The 17,433-nt window shown below is 59.2% G+C and carries 14 protein-coding genes; 7 read left to right on the forward strand and 7 right to left on the reverse strand.

What is annotated here, in order from left to right:
• Window positions 1-110: 110 nt before the first annotated feature.
• The gene (locus J3364_RS15465) at window positions 111-1,019 is read right to left on the reverse strand and encodes a flagellar motor protein MotB (RefSeq protein WP_349559175.1); all 909 of its coding nucleotides are present in this window, start codon (window positions 1,017-1,019) and stop codon (window positions 111-113) included.
• A gap of 13 nt (window positions 1,020-1,032) precedes the next feature.
• Window positions 1,033-1,806 (reverse strand): flagellar motor protein PomA, encoded by a 774-nt coding sequence (gene pomA / locus J3364_RS15470; RefSeq protein WP_349559176.1) that lies wholly within the window; start codon window positions 1,804-1,806, stop codon window positions 1,033-1,035.
• A gap of 532 nt (window positions 1,807-2,338) precedes the next feature.
• On the opposite strand from pomA, the gene J3364_RS15475 reads away from it, so the two are divergent.
• The gene (locus J3364_RS15475; protein ID WP_349559254.1) at window positions 2,339-3,784 is read left to right on the forward strand and encodes an MFS transporter; all 1,446 of its coding nucleotides are present in this window, start codon (window positions 2,339-2,341) and stop codon (window positions 3,782-3,784) included.
• A 68-nt stretch (window positions 3,785-3,852) separates the two neighbouring features.
• A complete protein-coding gene (gene ssb / locus J3364_RS15480) occupies window positions 3,853-4,386 on the forward strand; it encodes a single-stranded DNA-binding protein (protein WP_349559177.1) in 534 nt (177 codons plus the stop codon).
• Window positions 4,387-4,449: 63 nt separating this feature from the next.
• On the opposite strand, the gene glnG is transcribed toward ssb, so the two are convergent.
• From glnG to glnA, 4 genes are all read right to left on the reverse strand, one after another.
• On the reverse strand, window positions 4,450-5,883 hold the full coding sequence (gene glnG / locus J3364_RS15485) for a nitrogen regulation protein NR(I) (RefSeq protein ID WP_349559178.1): 1,434 nt from the start codon (window positions 5,881-5,883) through the stop codon (window positions 4,450-4,452).
• Window positions 5,880-6,950 carry a nitrogen regulation protein NR(II) gene (gene glnL, locus J3364_RS15490; protein WP_349559179.1) on the reverse strand — a complete coding sequence of 357 codons (1,071 nt, stop codon included), beginning with the start codon at window positions 6,948-6,950 and terminating at the stop codon, window positions 5,880-5,882. The genes glnG and glnL overlap by 4 nt, the downstream gene beginning before the upstream one ends.
• A 418-nt stretch (window positions 6,951-7,368) precedes the next feature.
• Window positions 7,369-7,902, reverse strand: coding sequence for a DUF4124 domain-containing protein (locus J3364_RS15495; protein WP_203143812.1), 534 nt, complete (start codon window positions 7,900-7,902; stop codon window positions 7,369-7,371).
• 190 nt (window positions 7,903-8,092) lie between these two features.
• The gene (gene glnA, locus J3364_RS15500) at window positions 8,093-9,496 is read right to left on the reverse strand and encodes a glutamate--ammonia ligase (RefSeq protein ID WP_203143814.1); all 1,404 of its coding nucleotides are present in this window, start codon (window positions 9,494-9,496) and stop codon (window positions 8,093-8,095) included.
• Between the two features lie 560 nt (window positions 9,497-10,056).
• On the opposite strand from glnA, the gene typA reads away from it, so the two are divergent.
• From typA to J3364_RS15525, 5 genes are all read left to right on the forward strand, one after another.
• The gene (typA, locus tag J3364_RS15505; RefSeq protein ID WP_123634225.1) at window positions 10,057-11,868 is read left to right on the forward strand and encodes a translational GTPase TypA; all 1,812 of its coding nucleotides are present in this window, start codon (window positions 10,057-10,059) and stop codon (window positions 11,866-11,868) included.
• 105 nt (window positions 11,869-11,973) lie between these two features.
• A complete protein-coding gene (gene pip, locus J3364_RS15510) occupies window positions 11,974-12,945 on the forward strand; it encodes a prolyl aminopeptidase (RefSeq protein ID WP_349559180.1) in 972 nt (323 codons plus the stop codon).
• 193 nt (window positions 12,946-13,138) lie between these two features.
• Window positions 13,139-13,582, forward strand: a complete 444-nt coding sequence (dtd, locus tag J3364_RS15515) for a D-aminoacyl-tRNA deacylase (RefSeq protein WP_349559181.1) — start codon at window positions 13,139-13,141, stop codon at window positions 13,580-13,582.
• Window positions 13,583-14,201: 619 nt separating this feature from the next.
• The gene (locus J3364_RS15520; protein ID WP_349559182.1) at window positions 14,202-15,200 is read left to right on the forward strand and encodes a porin; all 999 of its coding nucleotides are present in this window, start codon (window positions 14,202-14,204) and stop codon (window positions 15,198-15,200) included.
• A 121-nt stretch (window positions 15,201-15,321) separates the two neighbouring features.
• Window positions 15,322-16,161 carry a CYTH domain-containing protein gene (locus tag J3364_RS15525; RefSeq protein ID WP_349559183.1) on the forward strand — a complete coding sequence of 280 codons (840 nt, stop codon included), beginning with the start codon at window positions 15,322-15,324 and terminating at the stop codon, window positions 16,159-16,161.
• A 15-nt stretch (window positions 16,162-16,176) separates the two neighbouring features.
• On the opposite strand, the gene J3364_RS15530 is transcribed toward J3364_RS15525, so the two are convergent.
• On the reverse strand, window positions 16,177-17,340 hold the full coding sequence (locus J3364_RS15530) for a potassium channel family protein (RefSeq protein ID WP_349559184.1): 1,164 nt from the start codon (window positions 17,338-17,340) through the stop codon (window positions 16,177-16,179).
• Between the last annotated feature and the right edge of the window lie 93 nt (window positions 17,341-17,433).

The raw sequence follows: 17,433 nt of genomic DNA on the forward strand, positions 1-17,433 counted from the left end.
AGGAAATGGGTACGGCTTGTCGCCCGGAAATTCACCAGTATACCGCGTCAAACCGGGTGCGACGACGTGTTTGAATGCGACGTGTCGGTGGGGGCCTGAGGATGGCGGATCTACCAGTTCAGGTTGTCTTCCGGTGTCGTCTCTGCCGGGGTTCTCCGGTCTTGCGAAGGCTCGGCCAGATCCTGAAGGCGCACCTGCGTTTCGGCGTGGGATTCCGACAGGTCGATGATAATCTCTACGCGCCGGTTGAGGGCGCGGTTCATCGGGCTGGAGTTGGGGACCCGGGGGCGGGTGTCTGCAAAGCCCTGGACCGTGACCCGGTTGGCCTCGATACCGCCGCCTTTGATCAGCACGTTGGCCACGGCCGCGGCGCGATCGGCCGAGAGGTTCCAGTTGGAGTCGTAGCGCGTGCTGTGGATCGGCACATCGTCGGTATGACCTTCGATCGTCAGTTCGCCCGGCGTGCCTTTCAGAACGTCGGCCATGCGATACAACATGTCTTCAAAGGAGTAGGTGAGCTGGGCTGACCCGGAAGGGAATGAGCCCTTTTCCTCAATCCGGATGACGATGCGCTCATTTTCCTTTTTCAGATCCAGGCGGCCTTCCTGCAGCTCGTCGCGCAGGACGTTTTCAAGTTGCTGGAACTGTTTGTCCACGGCCTGGTCGCGGGCTTCGGCGATTTTTGCCTCGACCTCCGACTGGGTGGTGTTGGTTTCCAGCTCGGGTTGGTCCGTTGTGGTTTCCTGGCGAACTTCGTTGAGGACGGTGGGCTCGGGTTTACCCGCCGAAAAGTGATCGAAGACCGGTGTAGTGCCCTTGGGGATTTCCATGGCAGGCACCTCGCGCTGAACGCCAAACGCCTTGGAAAGCTCATCGGCGATCTGCTTGAACTTGTTGGCGTCGATTTCAGAGAACGACAGCAACAGCACAAAGAAACACATGAGCAGCGACATCAGGTCGGCAAACGTCACGACCCAAGCCGGTACGCCAGGCTGTTCCTCTTCGGGCAACTCGTCCATCGCTCGTCAACTCCTAGGACGCGGTTTCCGCTTCGCCGCTTTGCTCGCGCTTGGCCGGCGGCAGGTAGCTGGACAGCATCTGTTCGATGACCCGCGGATTGCGACCCTCCTGAATAGCAATCACGGCGTCGGTGATCAGCGCTTGCATGCGGGCCTCTTCGGTCATGCGAAGCTCGAGCTTGTCCGCGATCGGACTGGCCACCATGGTGGCCAGAACGGCGCCATAGAGCGTGGTCAGCAGGGCGACGGCCATGGCGGGGCCGATGGATTTCGGATCCTCCATATTGGAAAGCATTTGCACCAGGCCCACAATGGTACCGATCATGCCCATGGCCGGGCCGACGTCGGCCATGGCCCGGAACACTTTGGCGCCCATCCGGTTGCGGTCGAGAGTCAGCAGGCGTTCTTTCTGCATCAGTTTCTCGATGGTTTCGGCCGGCTGGCTCTCCAGCAAATACTGGATGCCCTGGCGAAGAAACGTGGAACTGACCTCTTTCTCCTCAAGTGCGAGCACGCCCTGCTTGCGGGCGACATTGGCGATATCGACGATTTCGTTGATCAGGTCTTCGGTGTCCGGCAATTTGAAGGAGAAGGCGCGGCTGGCCGCCTTGAAGGCCCCCAGAAACTGCCCGAAGCTGAATTTGGCCAGAACGACGCACAGACTGCCGACGATCACGATCAGCACCGACGGCATGTTGAGAAACACTTCGCTCGACGCGCCGAGGACGATGGCAGAGCCAATAACGAGCATGGCGCCGACGAGGCCAAAGAGGGTCGCGAAATCCACAGATGTCCCTATGAAGTTGAGTGTCGAGTAACGATCCGGCGCAGCCCTTTATTGTACTGCGCGAGCGATGTCGCCGGTGAGCCCGTCATGACTGCGGCGACGAGCCTCGATTGCTGGCTATATTACGCGGAGTTGCCGGCGGACTGAACGTTTCCCGCGTGCAAATGTCGGGGAATTTTGTCAGAAACCGTCATCTAACGTAATCGACTGTTGTGGCCAGCGCCAATCTTGTGTCCCGTCTGGTGAATTCGCTGATCTACTGCGTACCGCTGACGTCTTTGGCCAAGGCGCCAGCCCGCCGGTGTGGTGGTTCCACATCCACGGTTAGCAACGCAGGTCCAGAGGCGTCAGCGGTGCGCCCTTCGGGAGCGCCTGAACGCTTTGATAGCGGTGTTGCGGCAGCTCGATTTGGAACCACCGGAGCGCCGGCCGCCAAACCTTCGCTACCGCGCCTTGCTCTCAAAGCCTCAAAGCATTCAGGCGCTCAGTAGATCAGCGAATTCACCAGACGGGACACTAGTAATTGATCTGTGTGGCCTGTTGCCTCCTTCACGGGAAGGGCGTTTGGTACAATTATGCATCAATTTCCATTTTTACCGTTCAGAGTGACCGTTGTTCCATGAATTCACTTGAGAAACGATCCATTGCCGCCCTGGCTTCCGTGTATGCGATGCGGATGCTGGGGTTGTTCATGGTCTTGCCGGTATTCATGCTGTTGGGTGAAAAGCTCGACGGCGCCACGCCGGCATTACTGGGCCTGGCCATCGGCGCCTATGGCCTGAGCCAGGCTCTGCTGCAGATTCCCTTCGGGATGCTGTCTGATCGCCTGGGGCGCAAGCGGCTGATCTTTTTCGGCCTGCTCCTGTTTGCGGCCGGCAGTTTCATCGCCGGCTCTTCCGAAAGTGTCTACGGCGTGATTGCCGGGCGAGCGTTGCAGGGCGGCGGGGCGATTGCCAGTGTCCTGATGGCGCTGCTCAGCGACCTGACCCGTGAAGAGAACCGCACCAAAGCGATGGCCCTGGTGGGCATGTCCATCGGCATTGCCTTTTCTGCGTCCCTGTTTATTGGGCCGCTGCTGGGCTCGGTGGCCGGCCTGTCGGGAATATTCTACGTCACTGGCGTACTGGCGCTGGTGGGTATCGGTCTGGTGTATTGGGTCGTGCCGTCACCGGCATCCCAGTCCCAGCACCTGGACACGCAGCCGGCCCGCGAAAAGCTCAAGCAGGTCCTGACGGACGGTCGTCTGCTGCGGCTTGATTTTGGTATTGCGGCGCTGCACCTGGTGCTAACGTCCGCGTTTCTCGTGATTCCCGTCCTGCTGCGGGACCAGGTCGGGCTGGCGCCGACCCATCACTGGTGGGTCTACTTGTCCGTTATGGCGGTGGCGTTCTTTGCGATGGTGCCGTTTATCATCATCGGCGAGAAGAAACGCATGATGAAGCAAGTGCTCTGTGGCGCTGTGGCCACGCTGACCGTCTCGTGCATGGCACTGGCTGAATTGCCGCACACGCTGTCGGTCATGTGGATCTGCCTGTTCTTCTTCTTCATGGCGTTCAACCTGCTGGAGGCGAGCCTGCCATCGCTGATCAGCAAGGAATCGCCGGCAGCGGCCAAGGGCACAGCCATGGGGGCGTATTCCACCTCCCAATTCCTGGGCGCCTTTGTCGGTGGGGCGCTGGGCGGCACGCTGTTGCAGCACTTCGGCGTGAACGGTGTGTTCGGTCTGATGGTGTCGGTCCTGGTGATCTGGCTGGGGCTGGCCATCACCATGAAGAGGCCGAGCCATACCTCCAGTTTCGTGGTACAGTTGGTCGACATTGACGGGCGTGGCGTTTCTGCGGTGGACCATGCGCTGAGAGGCATTGCCGGCGTTGAGGATGTGGTGATCCTGGCCGATGCCGGCGCGGCCTATCTCAAGGTGGATAAAGAGCAGTTCGATGCCGCCGATCTGGGGCAGTTCACCTTCGTCAGGCCCTGACGCAAACACTGAATTCAGACGGCCAGCCATGGAGGGCTGGCCACGACAGAGATTATTGGGAGTCGAGCATGGCAAGAGGCGTAAACAAGGTCATCCTGATCGGTAATCTGGGTAACGATCCGGAAACCCGTTACACCCCCAACGGTAACGCGGTGACCAACCTGAACCTGGCGACCGACGAGAGCTACAAGGACCGCCAGAGTGGGCAGATGGTGCCCAAGACGGAATGGCACCGTGTGGTCATGTTCGGCAAGATCGCTGAAGTGGCCGGTCAGTACCTGCGCAAAGGGTCCAAGGTCTATATCGAAGGCAAGCTGCAGACCCGCAAGTGGCAGGGGCAGGATGGCCAGGACCGCTACACCACGGAAGTCGTGGTGGACATCAACGGCCAGATGCAGATGCTGGACAGCCGCGGTGGCGGTGATAACCAGGGCATGGGGGCGCCGTCTCGGCCGCAGCAGCAACCGCAACAACAGCCGCAGCAGAACTATGGCAATCAGGGCGGCCAGGCGTCCGGTGGATACAGCCAGCCGCCGCAGAATCAGGGCGGTAGTAGCATGCCGGAACCAGTGGATGACTTCGACGACGATATCCCGTTCTAGGGGACGTCCCGCCAGAATTGAGAAGGCCCGCCATTGGCGGGCCTTCTTGCGTTTCGGGACGGGTTAGTCCTCGTCGTCATCTACCGGCGAATCTGCCATGCCCAGTTCCTTGATCTTGCGGGTCAGGGTATTCCGGCCCCAGCCCAGCAGGATCGCGGCATCCCGGCGGCGCCCGCCGGTGTGTTTGAGTGCGGTTTCGATCATCACCTGTTCGAACTCCGGCACGGCCACATCCAGGATGCCCTGTTTGCCCCGTTTGAGCTCCTGTTCGGCCCAGGCGCGGAGGCCTTCCTGCCAGGTCTGGCCGGTCGGCGGCGTATCGGCCTGATCCAGCAATTCCGGCGGCAGGTCGCTGACGTGGATTTCCCGGCCGCTGGCCATCACGGTCAGCCAGCGACAGGTGTTTTCCAGCTGGCGGACGTTGCCAGGCCAGGGCAGGGTGGTCAGGTATTCCTCGGCTTCCGGGCGCAGCAACTTGGGCTCGACGGACAGCTCCTGGGCCGCCCGCTTCAGGAAGTGGCGCATCAGGCGCGGGATGTCTTCACGCCGTTCCGCCAGTTTGGGCAGGTGCACCCGAATCACGTTCAGGCGGTGGAACAGATCTTCCCGGAAGGTGCCGGCCTGGACCAGCTTTTCCAGATTCTGGTGCGTCGCCGCGATGATGCGAACGTCCACCTTGATGGGGGTGGTGCCGCCGACCCGATAGAACTCGCCGTCGGCGAGGACGCGCAACAGGCGGGTCTGGGTATCGGCCGGCATATCACCGATCTCGTCCAGGAACAGGGTGCCGCCGTTGGACTGCTCGAAGCGCCCCTGGCGTGCCGCCCCGGCACCGGTGAAGGCCCCTTTCTCGTGGCCGAACAGTTCTGATTCGATCAGGTCCTTGGGGATGGCCGCCATGTTCAGGGCGATGAACGGGTGGTTGGCCCGCGGGCTGTGGTTGTGCAGTGCCTGAGCGACCAGCTCTTTCCCCGTGCCGCTTTCCCCGTTGATCAAAACGGTGATGTTGGAGTGGGAAAGGCGGCCAATGGCGCGAAACACTTCCTGCATGGCCGGCGCTTCACCGATGATTTCGGTATGCCGGGTGCCGGCGTCGGCCTGGGGTTCGGTGCTGGCGCGGCGTTCACGGCTGTGATCGACCGCTCGCTTGACCAGTTCCACCGCGTCGTCGACGTCGAAGGGCTTGGGCAGGTATTCGAATGCCCCCGTCTGGTAACTGGCGACGGCGCTTTCCAGGTCGGAGTGGGCCGTCATGATGATGACGGGAATGTCCGGGTGATCCTGAACGATCTGCGAAAGCAGTGCGATGCCATCGATACCCGGCATGCGGATGTCGCTGATGATGGCATCGGGCTGCTCCCGGTCGAGTCGCATCATAATGCCTTCGCCGCTCTCGAACACGCGTGGTTGCATGTTGGCCTGCGTCAGGGCCCGTTCCAGGACCCAGCGAATACTCCGATCATCGTCAATTATCCAGACGTTGGCCGATTGGCTCATGCTTTCAGCTCCAGAGGCAGGAAAATGATGAAATCGGTCCAGCCGGGCGAACTCTCGCATTCCACGAGGCCCTGATGTTGACCGATGATGCTTTGCGTAATCGAAAGACCCAGGCCTGTTCCGTTGGCCCGGCCGCTGATCATGGGATAGAAAACGTTCTGCAACAGGTCCTGTGGAATGCCGGGCCCGTTATCAATGATGTCGACGCGGCACACCAGCCGGTAACGGCGATGGCCGATGGTGAACTGGCGCAGCGCCCGGGTGCGGAATGTGATGCAGGGCGTTTCGTCATTGGTGTGGTCGGCTGCCGCTTCCATGGCGTTACGTGCCACGTTGAGGAAGGCCTGGATCAGCTGTTCCTTGTCGCCGGGGAACTCGGGCAGGCTGGGGTCGTAGTCGCGTTCCAGTTTGACGCGGCCCTTACTTTCGGCTTCCAGCAGCGTTCTCACCCGTTCCAGCACTTCATGGATGTTGGTTGAGCTGAACTGGGGCGCCTTGTTGGGACCGAGCATGCGGTCGACAAGCCCACGCAGACGATCCGCCTCGTCGATGATGACCCGGGTGTATTCCTTCTGACTCTCGTCGGCCAGTTCCCGGTCGAGCAATTGCGCCGCGCCACGGATACCGCCCAATGGGTTCTTGATCTCGTGGGCCATGCCGCGCACCAGGATTCGGGTGGTTTCCTGCTGGGAGAGCATGTCCTCTTCGCGCGTGATACGCAGCAAGCGGTCGCGCGGCTGCAGCTCCAGCAAGAGCGTTTCCGTATCGGCACCAATTTGGGACACGGAATAGTCCACCGTAAACCGGGAGCCGGACATCAGGGTGAATTCGGCTTCCCGCTTGGTGAAGGGCTGCCCGGTTCGAGATGCATCATTCAGCGTCTCGAAGGCCTCGGCGGAGCCGATAAACAAGTCGCCCAGGCGCGTGCCGACAATGCGCGAGCCGCTGGCTTCCAGCAGGTACTCCGCAGCGGCATTGATGTACAGAATGGTCAGATCCATATCCAGCACCAGTGTGGCGGTGGTCAGATGATCCAGGATCTGCCGGTAGACGATATCTCTAGACATGATGTCCCTCTTGTTCCGATACCTTGTTTGCAAAAAGCGAACCAGATGCGAACGTGCGGACAGCGAGCTGCGCCTTTTTGGTTAGCCCGTCGCCATTGAAGATAGATTCGGTGCCGTATTTCGGTGCCCCACCGGTGGTGTTTGATCGACACGGCCTCGCACCCAGGCCGGGTCCCGGCGCTGAAAACGCCGGCAACAGGGGCTTCAGGCGCTTGTTATGCCGGGCAATTCCTGTGACGACGCAGAAGCGGCGGACGATATCCACCGTGACGGTAGCCGTGAGGCCGTTGGCCGGTTGGCCTGGATGCTGTCAGCGTATCGCCCTGCTTTTGAACGAAGGTTAGGTGCTTTTTGGTGCTTTCGCACTGTTTTGGTGCGGCGCTCCGAGCCTCATGGCTCGGAGGTTGTTCGGGAGGGGTTAATTCTGGACCGAGGGCCGGTGGATGGTGAACGTAATGGTCTGGCCTTCCTGGACGATGCTGCCGTCCTTGTCGACGATCCGGACCGACGCATTGTGAGTTCCGCGAAACACGTTGCTGATGGGGAACTGGCCTGAGGCGTTCTGTCCAATCGGCTGGCCATCGAGTGACACTTCAAACAGATCGCCGGGGCGCAGGGCTGGTTGGCTGGAGACGGCAAACGTCATGTCGCCACTGCCGCTGTGGAAAGCGCTGTCGTTTTCCGGGGAATTAAACGCAACGCGGCTGTAGCGGGCCGAGGCCTTCTGCTTGCTGCCTTCTTCCTTTTTCTGGCGTTCTTCAAACGCCTTGACCTGTTCGGCCTTGGGCAGGGTCACCGTGGTCACCGGCTTGACGTCCACGGGCTCACCGCCTGATGAGGCCTCGTCGGTGTAGGTCACGTTGCCGTGCTCATCCACGCTTTTATAGACCTGGGCCTGGGCGCCGGTTGCCGCCAGGGCCAGGAGGCCAAATACAACCACAAGTTTCTTCACGGGGGCTCCCTGTTTTCTCTTTTATTCCCGATTATTGGCAGGTGGGGCGCTGCAATGCAACCGCCTCACGGTGTTCCTTGCGGGATTCTAATGTAGCGGTCGGCGGCACGGCTGTTAAGCCGAATTTTGTGTCTTCCTGAAACGAAAAAAGCCCCGCCGGAGCGGGGCTTTGCTGTCAGAGCGGTGGCTCTTAGACAGAGTAGTACAGATCGAACTCGACCGGGTGAGTCGTCATGTTCAGACGCTCGACTTCGGCACGCTTCAGATCGATGTAGCCGGCGATCATGTCTTCAGTGAAGACGCCGCCGCGAGTCAGGAACTCGTGGTCGTTCTCGAGAACGTCCAGCGCTTCCTGGAAGGTTTCGCACACGGTCGGGATGTTCAGTGCTTCTTCCTTCGGCAGATCGTACAGATCCTTGTCCATGGCATCGCCCGGGTGGATCTTGTTCTGGATGCCGTCAAGGCCGGCCATCAGCATGGCGGCGAAGGCCAGGTACGGGTTGGCAGACGGATCCGGGAAGCGCACTTCGATACGACGCGCTTTCGGGCTGTTTACGTACGGGATACGGATGGAAGCGGAGCGGTTACGGGCGGAGTAGGCCAGCATAACCGGTGCTTCGAAGCCCGGCACCAGACGCTTATAGCTGTTGGTGGACGCGTTGGTGAAGGCGTTGATGGTCTTGGCGTGCTTGATGATACCGCCGATGTAGTACAGGGCGGTTTCGCTCAGACCGGCATAGCCGTCACCCGCGAAGACGTTCTTGCCATCCTTGTTCAGGGACATGTGAACGTGCATGCCAGAACCGTTATCGCCAACCACCGGCTTCGGCATGAAGGTCGCGGTCTTGCCGTAAGCGTGGGCCACATTGTGGACGCAGTACTTCAGAATCTGGACTTCGTCCGCCTTGCGGGTCAGGGTGTTGGCGCCAACGCCGATTTCACACTGGCCGGCCGTACCCACTTCGTGGTGGTGAACTTCGATTTCCAGGCCCATGGATTCCATGGCGGCACACATGGCGCCACGCAGGTCGTGCAGGCTGTCGACCGGCGGAACCGGGAAGTAGCCGCCTTTCACGCCCGGACGGTGACCGATGTTGTTGCGCTCGAAATCCTCGCCGGAAACCCAGGCGGCCTCTTCAGAGTAGATTTCGTACATGGAACCCTGCATGTCGGTGTTCCACTTCACGGAATCGAAAACGAAGAATTCCGGTTCCGGGCCGAACAGGGCACCGTCGGCGATGCCGGTGGACTTCAGGTATTCCTCGGCACGACGGGCAACGGAGCGCGGATCCCGCTCATAACCCTGCATGGTCGACGGTTCAACGATGTCGCAGGTAATGTTCAGCGTGGTTTCTTCGGTGAACGGGTCGATCACGCCCGTCGCGTCGTCCGGCATAAGGATCATGTCGGATTCGTTGATGCCTTTCCAGCCGGCGATGGAAGAGCCATCAAACATCTTGCCGTCTGAGAAAAAATCTTCATCCACTTCAGAAGAAGGCAGGGTCACGTGCTGCTCTTTACCGCGACTGTCGGTAAACCGCAGGTCGATCCATTTGACTTCGTGCTCTTTGATCAGGTCAAGCGTCTTGGACATTACGCATACTCCGTCAGTTTATGTCTTTTATGGAGCCGGCTCGGCTGAACGATATTCGTCCAGCGTCCGATTCATTCGACAGGCGCATGGCAGCTTATCAAAACAGCTGCGCGCGTGCCTGCAAATTCGGCTGCAATCAGATAAGCAAAGCGCTTGCCAAGATCAGAGAATCGTTCGATGGTGGTGCAGAGTGGGCATTTAAGGGGCGGGAGGGACGGTGCGCTTGTGTGCAATGTCACACGTGTGGTGCACGATGCGCTCTATTAAGGTGCGTTATTTCGAAAAATGACCCAAAACAGTGCGCATTATCATTCGAGTGTTTTTGCAAAACTACGGTTGTTCACTCTTTAACCGTAGTTGTGCCTTGCTGTTTTCGATATACTGCGCGCGCCCGAAGCCCGTCGTCATCCGTCGCGGGCTTCCATTTCCCAGGGTGAGCCTGCTGTGTCCGGAAACCATGGTCTGGCCCCCGACTAACATTTTTCAGATTTGAGATGGCATGCCGGACTGCGTTGTCCCTTCAATCGTCTCAGGTCAGTTGCATGCCTCAGGATTATCTTGTGATCGAAAAACGCCGAAATATCGCCATTATCGCCCACGTTGACCATGGTAAGACCACGCTGGTTGACAAGCTGCTCGAGCAGTCCGGAACCCTGGACCGCAAAGAAAGCGGCGCCGAGCGCATCATGGACTCCAACGACCAGGAGCGTGAACGTGGTATCACGATTCTGGCCAAGAACACCGCGATCCGCTGGAACGAGTACCAGATCAACATCGTCGATACGCCGGGCCACGCCGATTTCGGGGGTGAGGTCGAGCGCGTCATGTCGATGGTGGACTCCGTGCTGCTGCTGGTGGACGCTGTCGATGGGCCGATGCCCCAGACCCGTTTCGTGACCCAGAAAGCTTTCGATCAAGGCCTTAAACCGATCGTTGTGGTTAACAAGGTGGACCGCCCGGGTGCGCGTCCGGATTGGGTCATCAACGAAGTATTTGATCTGTTCGATCGCCTCGGTGCCACCGATGAGCAACTGGATTTCCCGATTGTCTACGCGTCGGCACTGAACGGCATCGCCGGCCCGGAAGCGGATCAGCTGGCGGACGACATGACCCCACTGTTCGAGGCGATCGCCGAGCACGTGCCGGCGCCGGATGTCGATGTCAGCAGCCCGTTCCAGATGCAGGTGTCGCAGCTGGACTACGACAGTTATGTCGGCGTTATCGGGATCGGTCGAATCACCCGCGGCAAGCTGCGCCCCGGGCAGCAGGTCACCGTCATTGATCGTCACGACAAGAAGCGCAACGCCAAGGTGCTTGAGGTCAAAGGCTTCCACGGCCTGCAGCGGGTGCCGGTCGAAGAGGCGAGTGCCGGTGACATCGTCTGTATCAGCGGCATCAGCGAGCTGTTTATTTCCGATACCCTGTGCGATCCGCAGAATGTGGAGCGTCTGCCGGCGCTGACGGTCGACGAACCGACCGTGAGCATGACCTTCCAGGTCAACGATTCCCCGTTCGCCGGTAAAGAAGGCAAGTTCGTCACCAGCCGCAACATCAAGGAGCGTCTGGATAAAGAGCTGCTGCACAACGTGGCACTGCGCGTTGAGCCGGGCGAAACCGCTGAGAAGTTCAAGGTCTCCGGCCGGGGCGAACTGCACCTGTCGGTCCTGATCGAGAACATGCGCCGCGAAGGCTACGAGCTGGGCGTGTCCCGTCCGGAAGTCGTTCAGCGCGAAGTGGACGGCGAGCTGCAGGAGCCGTACGAGTTTGTGGTCATCGACGTCGAGGACCAGCACCAGGGCTCCATTATGGAAGTCATGGGCCTGCGTCGTGCCGAACTCAAGAATATGGTGCCGGACGGTCGAGGCCGTACCCGCCTGGAATTCATCATGCCGGCACGTGGCCTGATCGGTTTCCGCAACCAGTTCCTGACGTTGACGTCCGGTACCGGGATCATCACCAACGTCTTCGAGCACTACGGACCGGTTAAAGGCGGCGACATCGAGCACCGCAACAACGGCGTGCTGGTGTCGATGGTCGACGGCAAGGTGCTGGGCTACGCCCTGATGACCCTGCAGGAGCGCGGTCGCCTGTTCGTGGATCCGGGCACTGAGGTCTACGAGGGCATGATCATCGGTATCCACAACCGCGACAACGACCTGGTGGTCAACCCGACCAAGGCGAAGCAGCTGACCAACATCCGGGCGTCCGGCTCGGACGAGAACGTGATGCTGACCCCGCCGATCCGGATGTCACTGGAGCAGGCGCTGGAGTTCATCGATGACGATGAGCTGGTGGAAGTCACGCCGGAATCGGTCCGCATCCGCAAGAAGCTGCTCAAGGAAAACGAGCGCCGTCGGGCCCACAAGAAGTAAGTCCGCACGCACCACCCTCGCCGGCCATTCGGCGAGGGTGGTAATTCCCTGCCCAATCTCCTACATTCAGAAGTCTGCCCGATCCACCGACTTCCGGATGTCACCATGCTGACGCTCTATCCCGAAATAAAGCCCTACGCCGAGCATCGACTCAAGGTCGACCCGCCTCACGAACTCTATATAGAAGAAAGCGGCAACCCGGATGGCATTCCGGTCGTCGTGGTCCATGGCGGCCCGGGTGGTGGTTGTGAGGACTATTACCGGCGCTTTTTCGATGCCGAGCGGTTCCGGATCATCCTGTTCGATCAGCGTGGCGCCGGTCGCTCCACGCCCCTGGCGGAGCTTAACGGCAACGACACCCAGGCCCTGGTCGAGGATATGGAGCGTATCCGCCAATTCCTTGGCATCAAGCAGTGGGTGCTGTTTGGTGGCAGCTGGGGCTCGACCCTGAGTCTGGTCTATGCCGAGACGCATCCGGATCAGGTGCTCGGGCTGGTATTGCGAGGCATCTTCCTCTGTCGGCCGCAGGATATCCGCTGGTTCTATCAGGACGGCGCCGGACGGATATTCCCGGATTACTGGGAAGACTATCTCGCGGTAGTGCCCAAAGACGAGCGTGGCGACATGGTTGGCGCCTATTACCGGCGCCTGACCAGCACCAACGAATTGGAGCAGATGCAGGCGGCGAAAGCCTGGTCCGTCTGGGAAGGGCGTTGTGCCACGCTACACCCCAATCCCCGGGTGGTGGAGCATTTTGGTCACCCCCACGTGGCGATCGCCCTGGCCCGGATCGAGTGCCATTATTTCATGAACAATGCGTTTCTGGAGCCGGACCAGATCGTTCGGGATGCCGGTCGCCTGCAGGGCATTCCGGGCCACATCGTCCACGGCCGATACGACATGGTGTGTCCGCTCGACAACGCTCACGCCCTGCGCGAGGTTTGGCCTGAAGCGGAGTTCTCGATCATCCGCGATGCGGGCCACTCGGCGTCAGAGCCGGCCATCGTCGACGCCCTGATACGGGCCTGCGAGAAAATCGCCGAGCACTACGCGCACTCACATCACCGTCCGGTTTAGGGAGCGCATTGTAGGCGCCTTGAGCCGTTTGGATCTCATCTGCATTTGTCTATTTATGTAACCGCCGCTTGCCGTGCTGAATGGGGATAATTAGAATCCCGATCAGTTCGTTGCAGTACTGTCATGTGTTGGTCACATTTCAACCATGGCCATGCCTCAGCAGTTCGAACCGGAAAAGGGACAAGGAGTTGATTTGAAAGCCCTCATCCAGCGGGTGACTCACGCCAACGTGGACGTCGACGGCCAGACGGTCGGTCGCATCGACGACGGCATCCTCCTGTTTCTCGGTGTTGAGCATGAAGACACTGACGAAACCGCCCGGCTTCTCTGTCAGCGTGTCCTCAACTATCGTATCTTTTCCGACGACGCCGGTCGTATGAATCTCAGCCTCCAGGATCGCGGAGGCAGCCTTCTCGTTGTTCCCCAGTTCACCCTCGCCGCGGATACCCGTAAAGGCCAGCGCCCCAGTTTTTCGTCTGCGGCGCCACCGGAGCAGGGCGATGCACTGTTTCGCGCTTTTGTCTCAAGTGCGAAGGAACTTGTTGGAGAGGCTCGGCTGGCAACGGGAACATTCGGCGCCGATATGGCGGTGTCGCTGGTCAATGACGGGCCCGTTACGTTCCTGCTGGAGGCGTGAGGCCAAGGTGATCCAGGCAATGGGCGGGAAGAGTTGTCACAAAACCGTCATGGTGGCCATGATTCAATGCCGCCCGATGGTGGCCGAAAGTATCACTTGATTGAGTGAATAGTTGTGCTACTTTCCGATGCTTCGGTGTCAGGTTCGATTACAGTGCAGTCAATCGACGGTTGCTTCATCTTGGCGCAACCTGAAACAGAAAGATAATGCACTGAGTAGCATAACCGCATAAAAAGTTTAATTTTTTTCGAGTTGGCCTGAAAATTGTTGGTTGGATTCGGAAATCGGCGGAGCTAAACGCTTAAAAAATCGCCAAAAAAATTTGCAAAATAAGATTGTCTGTATTAAAACCATGTCATCATGCAGCGCTTTAAGAAGCGTCTGTAAGTGACTGACCTTGAAGGTGTAGCTGGGTCGAGACCGGCAGGAGCTGAGACGATTCAGGCCGCCCGAAAGGAAACGTATCACGCATGTCCCTGTTGTCGCTCAGGATTTTCCACGAGGCGTAACAATAATGACATGTTTGATTCACATAATGGGCCCGTCAAAAGGCCCAACACTAAAAACGGGTAAAAACCCGCGGCTAAAACCTGAGTTAACTCAAGAAGGAAGACGCAACATGAAAAAGACTCTGATCGCATCAGCTGTAGCGGCGGCTACTTTTTCCGGCGCGGCGCTGGCGCAAGAAGCCAACCTGCCGGAAGTTTACGGCAACATTCAGCTGGTATACGTGAACTCCAATGCAGACGGTGACAGCAACCAGCTGGCAGACAACGGTTCTACTCTGGGCGTAAAGCACAGCCACGAACTGATGCCGGGCGTTGAGGGCTTCTTCAAGGCTGAGCTTGAATTCGATGCTGACAATAAAGCTAGCAATGGTGGCCTGAACTCTTTCGATGAAGCCTACGTTGGTGTTAAAGGCGACAGCTTCGGTCAGGTATGGGTTGGTTCTGACGACTCCACCTACGAGTCTGCGATCGACGAAATCGCCAACTACTACGAGTATGCTGGTCAAAGCCAGGGCGGTTCTTACAGCACTGGCGAAGGCGACCTGATCCAATACCGCACTCCTTCTTTCGGCGGCCTGACCTTCGGCGCAGCTGTTCAGATTAACGGCAGCGGCGACGACCAGTACAACGGCACCAACAGCTACCCGTATCAGCTGGCAGCCATGTACGAAATGGGCGGCCTGGAACTGGCGGTGGCCATGGATTCCAATGACGGTGCCACCAAATACTCTAAGTCTTTCGACGCTGTAGATCCCGCCAACAACGACGTGAACAACGAAAACACCTATGGTGTTCGTGCCAGTTACAGCATGGACAACCTGCGTCTGACCGGTGAATTCCAGACTCGTAAGGATGTTAGCGACGTATACGGCCTATTCGCCGGCTACAACATGGGTTCCAATACCTTCGCCGTGTCCTGGGAGCGCACTGCTCCGGATGCAGACGGTGCTGACGACATCGACGTATACACCGTTCAGGCCCTGCACAACCTGTCTGATCACATGTACGTCTACGTAGAAGGTTACCTGGGACAGGGTGACGACAACTACGCCTACGCCGACGAAGATCAGCAAACTGATCTGGCCATCGGTACTACCTACTACTTCTGATTCAGCGCTTAGCTGACTCGAAGCAGTAACCTAATAAACCGGCTCTTTTCAGGGCCGGTTTTTTTGTGTCTGAAGGATTGGCAACTTATCCTGAGCCTCTCGAAGACAATCCGGGTGGAAAATGGCTGAGGAACTGGAAATCAAATTGACGCTGGGTAAAGGCGGCACCGACGCGGCACGAGCCTGGCTGGATGAGAGGGCGTCTGAGGAAACAACGCAGAAGCGTCTGGTCAATCGGTATTTCGATACACCGGATCAGGCCCTCAACCACGAGCGGGCAGCCCTGCGGGTGCGGCAGGCGGATACCCACTACATACAGACGCTCAAGACGCAGGGCGAGTTTGTGGATGGCGCTCACAAGCGGCAGGAGTGGGAGTGGCCGCTGCCTGGTGCGGATCTGAATCTGGGGCTGTTGGCGGATACGCCGATTGCCGAAAACGTCAATCTTGCCGAGCTGGCGGTGATCTTCGAAACCAACTTCGACCGGGAAGCCCGATTGCTGAGCCACGAAGGCGCCATGATCGAGTGTGCGCTGGACCACGGGGCGGTCCTGGCCGGTGATCGTCGGCGAGAGCTGGCGGAGCTGGAACTGGAGCTGAAATCCGGTCCGGGTTCAGCCCTCTTATCGCTGGCTTCTCAATTGGTGGGGCGTGTGCCGGCCTTCCTGAACCTGGTCAGCAAAGCGGAACAGGGCTACGACCTGGCCGGGCTTGGCCGACCGGAGAGCCGGGCAGCCGGGGATCCTCCAGTGACTGCCTGGTTGCGCGCCATCTCGGTTCACTGGCTGACGGGTACGGCGGAAACGGCCTGTCGTGAGACGTTGGCGGCCCTCGAAGACAGAGCCGTCGACGCCGGTCTTGAGGACGAATGGCACTGGGCCTCAAGTCAGGATTTCACGTCGGTGGACTGGCTGTTCGATGACCGGATGCTGCGCCTGCAGCTGGGGTTGCTAGTGCACTAGAGGCCTGAGTCGCCGCTACTCCGATTTTGCGGTATCGCCGTCGCTGGCCGCGTGCAGGTTGTGCCAGCGTTCCAAGAAAGCGCGATAGCGATCCAGCGCATCAATCAGCTCTTCCACCGGCGGCGTCTCGCTGGATTTGACCAGCACAATGAGCGCTTTGCCTTCCACTTCCTGGTTGGGATCCGGGTGGCAGACCACGTCGTCGTTCTCGTCGATGTAGGCGAGAGCCGTCCCGATGCCATGTCGGATCAGGGCGCTCACAATATCCGCCCAGTTCAGATCATCCAGCGGTAGCTCATAGCGGTGCGGATGGTCCTGCTGGTAGTTGAACAGATCTTCCAGCACTTTCTCCGAGCCAGGTGAGATTACCGCCCGCACCATGATTTCCGGGTAGGTGCGGACCGGCCGGATAACCGTGCGGATGCCCAGATCCCGATAGCGCGGCCGGTCTTCGTCCCTGACACATTCCAGTGTGACCCGATGCCCCAGCTGCAAATCACTCAGCCGGGAGGCGATACTGAACGTTACGCTGTCGGAATCCGGATCCGCCTCATCCGGCGCCAGCACGATGATGTAGCGGGCGTCGATCACATTAACGGCGCGCAGGGCCTGCGGGTCGTTGCCGGAGCCGTGATAGTGCACCAGTCCGGCGTCGCGCAGCTCCGTCGGCAAACCCTCCGGATAGTGCTGGGTGACGATCTGGATGGGGATGGTCTCGTAACCCGGAACGGCCCGAATCTGGCTCGACAGGCGCAGGAAGTAGGCGCTACCGCCGTGCATGGGCGTGTTGATAATGACAATGTGGTTTTTCATGTTGTATCTCCAGCGGCCGGTAATGATGCGCTCGCGCCGGTAGAACCGGTATTCAATATAGTCGCTGACGATCAGGGTGAGTACGGTAATGGCGAGAATATACATCACCGCCACCGTAATCAGTCGCCCCATGGCGGTTGTGGGTGACAGGTCGCCGTAGCCGACGGTGGCGAGGGTGGTGAACGTCAGCCAGAAGGCGTCGAGGAACGACAGCTTCTCGAACACCATCATCGCGACCAGGTGGAAAGCGACCAGACCAACCAGGATCAGCATCAACCGCTTGAGGCGTTGGCGGATCACCCCTGACATGGGAAGATGCGTAAAGTGGTGCTCGGCGGTGACGGCGCGTCTGTCTTTGTTGAGCATCTGTGGTGTTCCGGGTTTAGAGTCAGGTTGTCGTCGAGTTCCAGTCTAGACGGATTACCTGGCAAGCCCAAGGAAGTTGCTGAGCTATAAGGT

Source organism: Marinobacter sp. NFXS9 (assembly GCF_040148665.1).
GTDB classification, from domain to species: domain Bacteria; phylum Pseudomonadota; class Gammaproteobacteria; order Pseudomonadales; family Oleiphilaceae; genus Marinobacter_A; species Marinobacter_A mangrovi.

Excerpts from the sequence above, each read along its gene's own strand:
- J3364_RS15525 (WP_349559183.1), top strand. The coding sequence starts at position 15,322 with ATGGCTGAGGAACTGGAAATCAAATTGACGCTGGGTAAAGGCGGCACC.
- ssb (WP_349559177.1), top strand. The coding sequence starts at position 3,853 with ATGGCAAGAGGCGTAAACAAGGTCATCCTGATCGGTAATCTGGGTAAC.
- J3364_RS15465 (WP_349559175.1), bottom strand. The coding sequence starts at position 1,019 with ATGGACGAGTTGCCCGAAGAGGAACAGCCTGGCGTACCGGCTTGGGTC.
- pip (WP_349559180.1), top strand. The coding sequence starts at position 11,974 with ATGCTGACGCTCTATCCCGAAATAAAGCCCTACGCCGAGCATCGACTC.
- glnL (WP_349559179.1), bottom strand. The coding sequence starts at position 6,950 with ATGTCTAGAGATATCGTCTACCGGCAGATCCTGGATCATCTGACCACC.
- J3364_RS15520 (WP_349559182.1), top strand. The coding sequence starts at position 14,202 with ATGAAAAAGACTCTGATCGCATCAGCTGTAGCGGCGGCTACTTTTTCC.
- glnA (WP_203143814.1), bottom strand. The coding sequence starts at position 9,496 with ATGTCCAAGACGCTTGACCTGATCAAAGAGCACGAAGTCAAATGGATC.
- J3364_RS15530 (WP_349559184.1), bottom strand. The coding sequence starts at position 17,340 with ATGCTCAACAAAGACAGACGCGCCGTCACCGCCGAGCACCACTTTACG.
- glnG (WP_349559178.1), bottom strand. The coding sequence starts at position 5,883 with ATGAGCCAATCGGCCAACGTCTGGATAATTGACGATGATCGGAGTATT.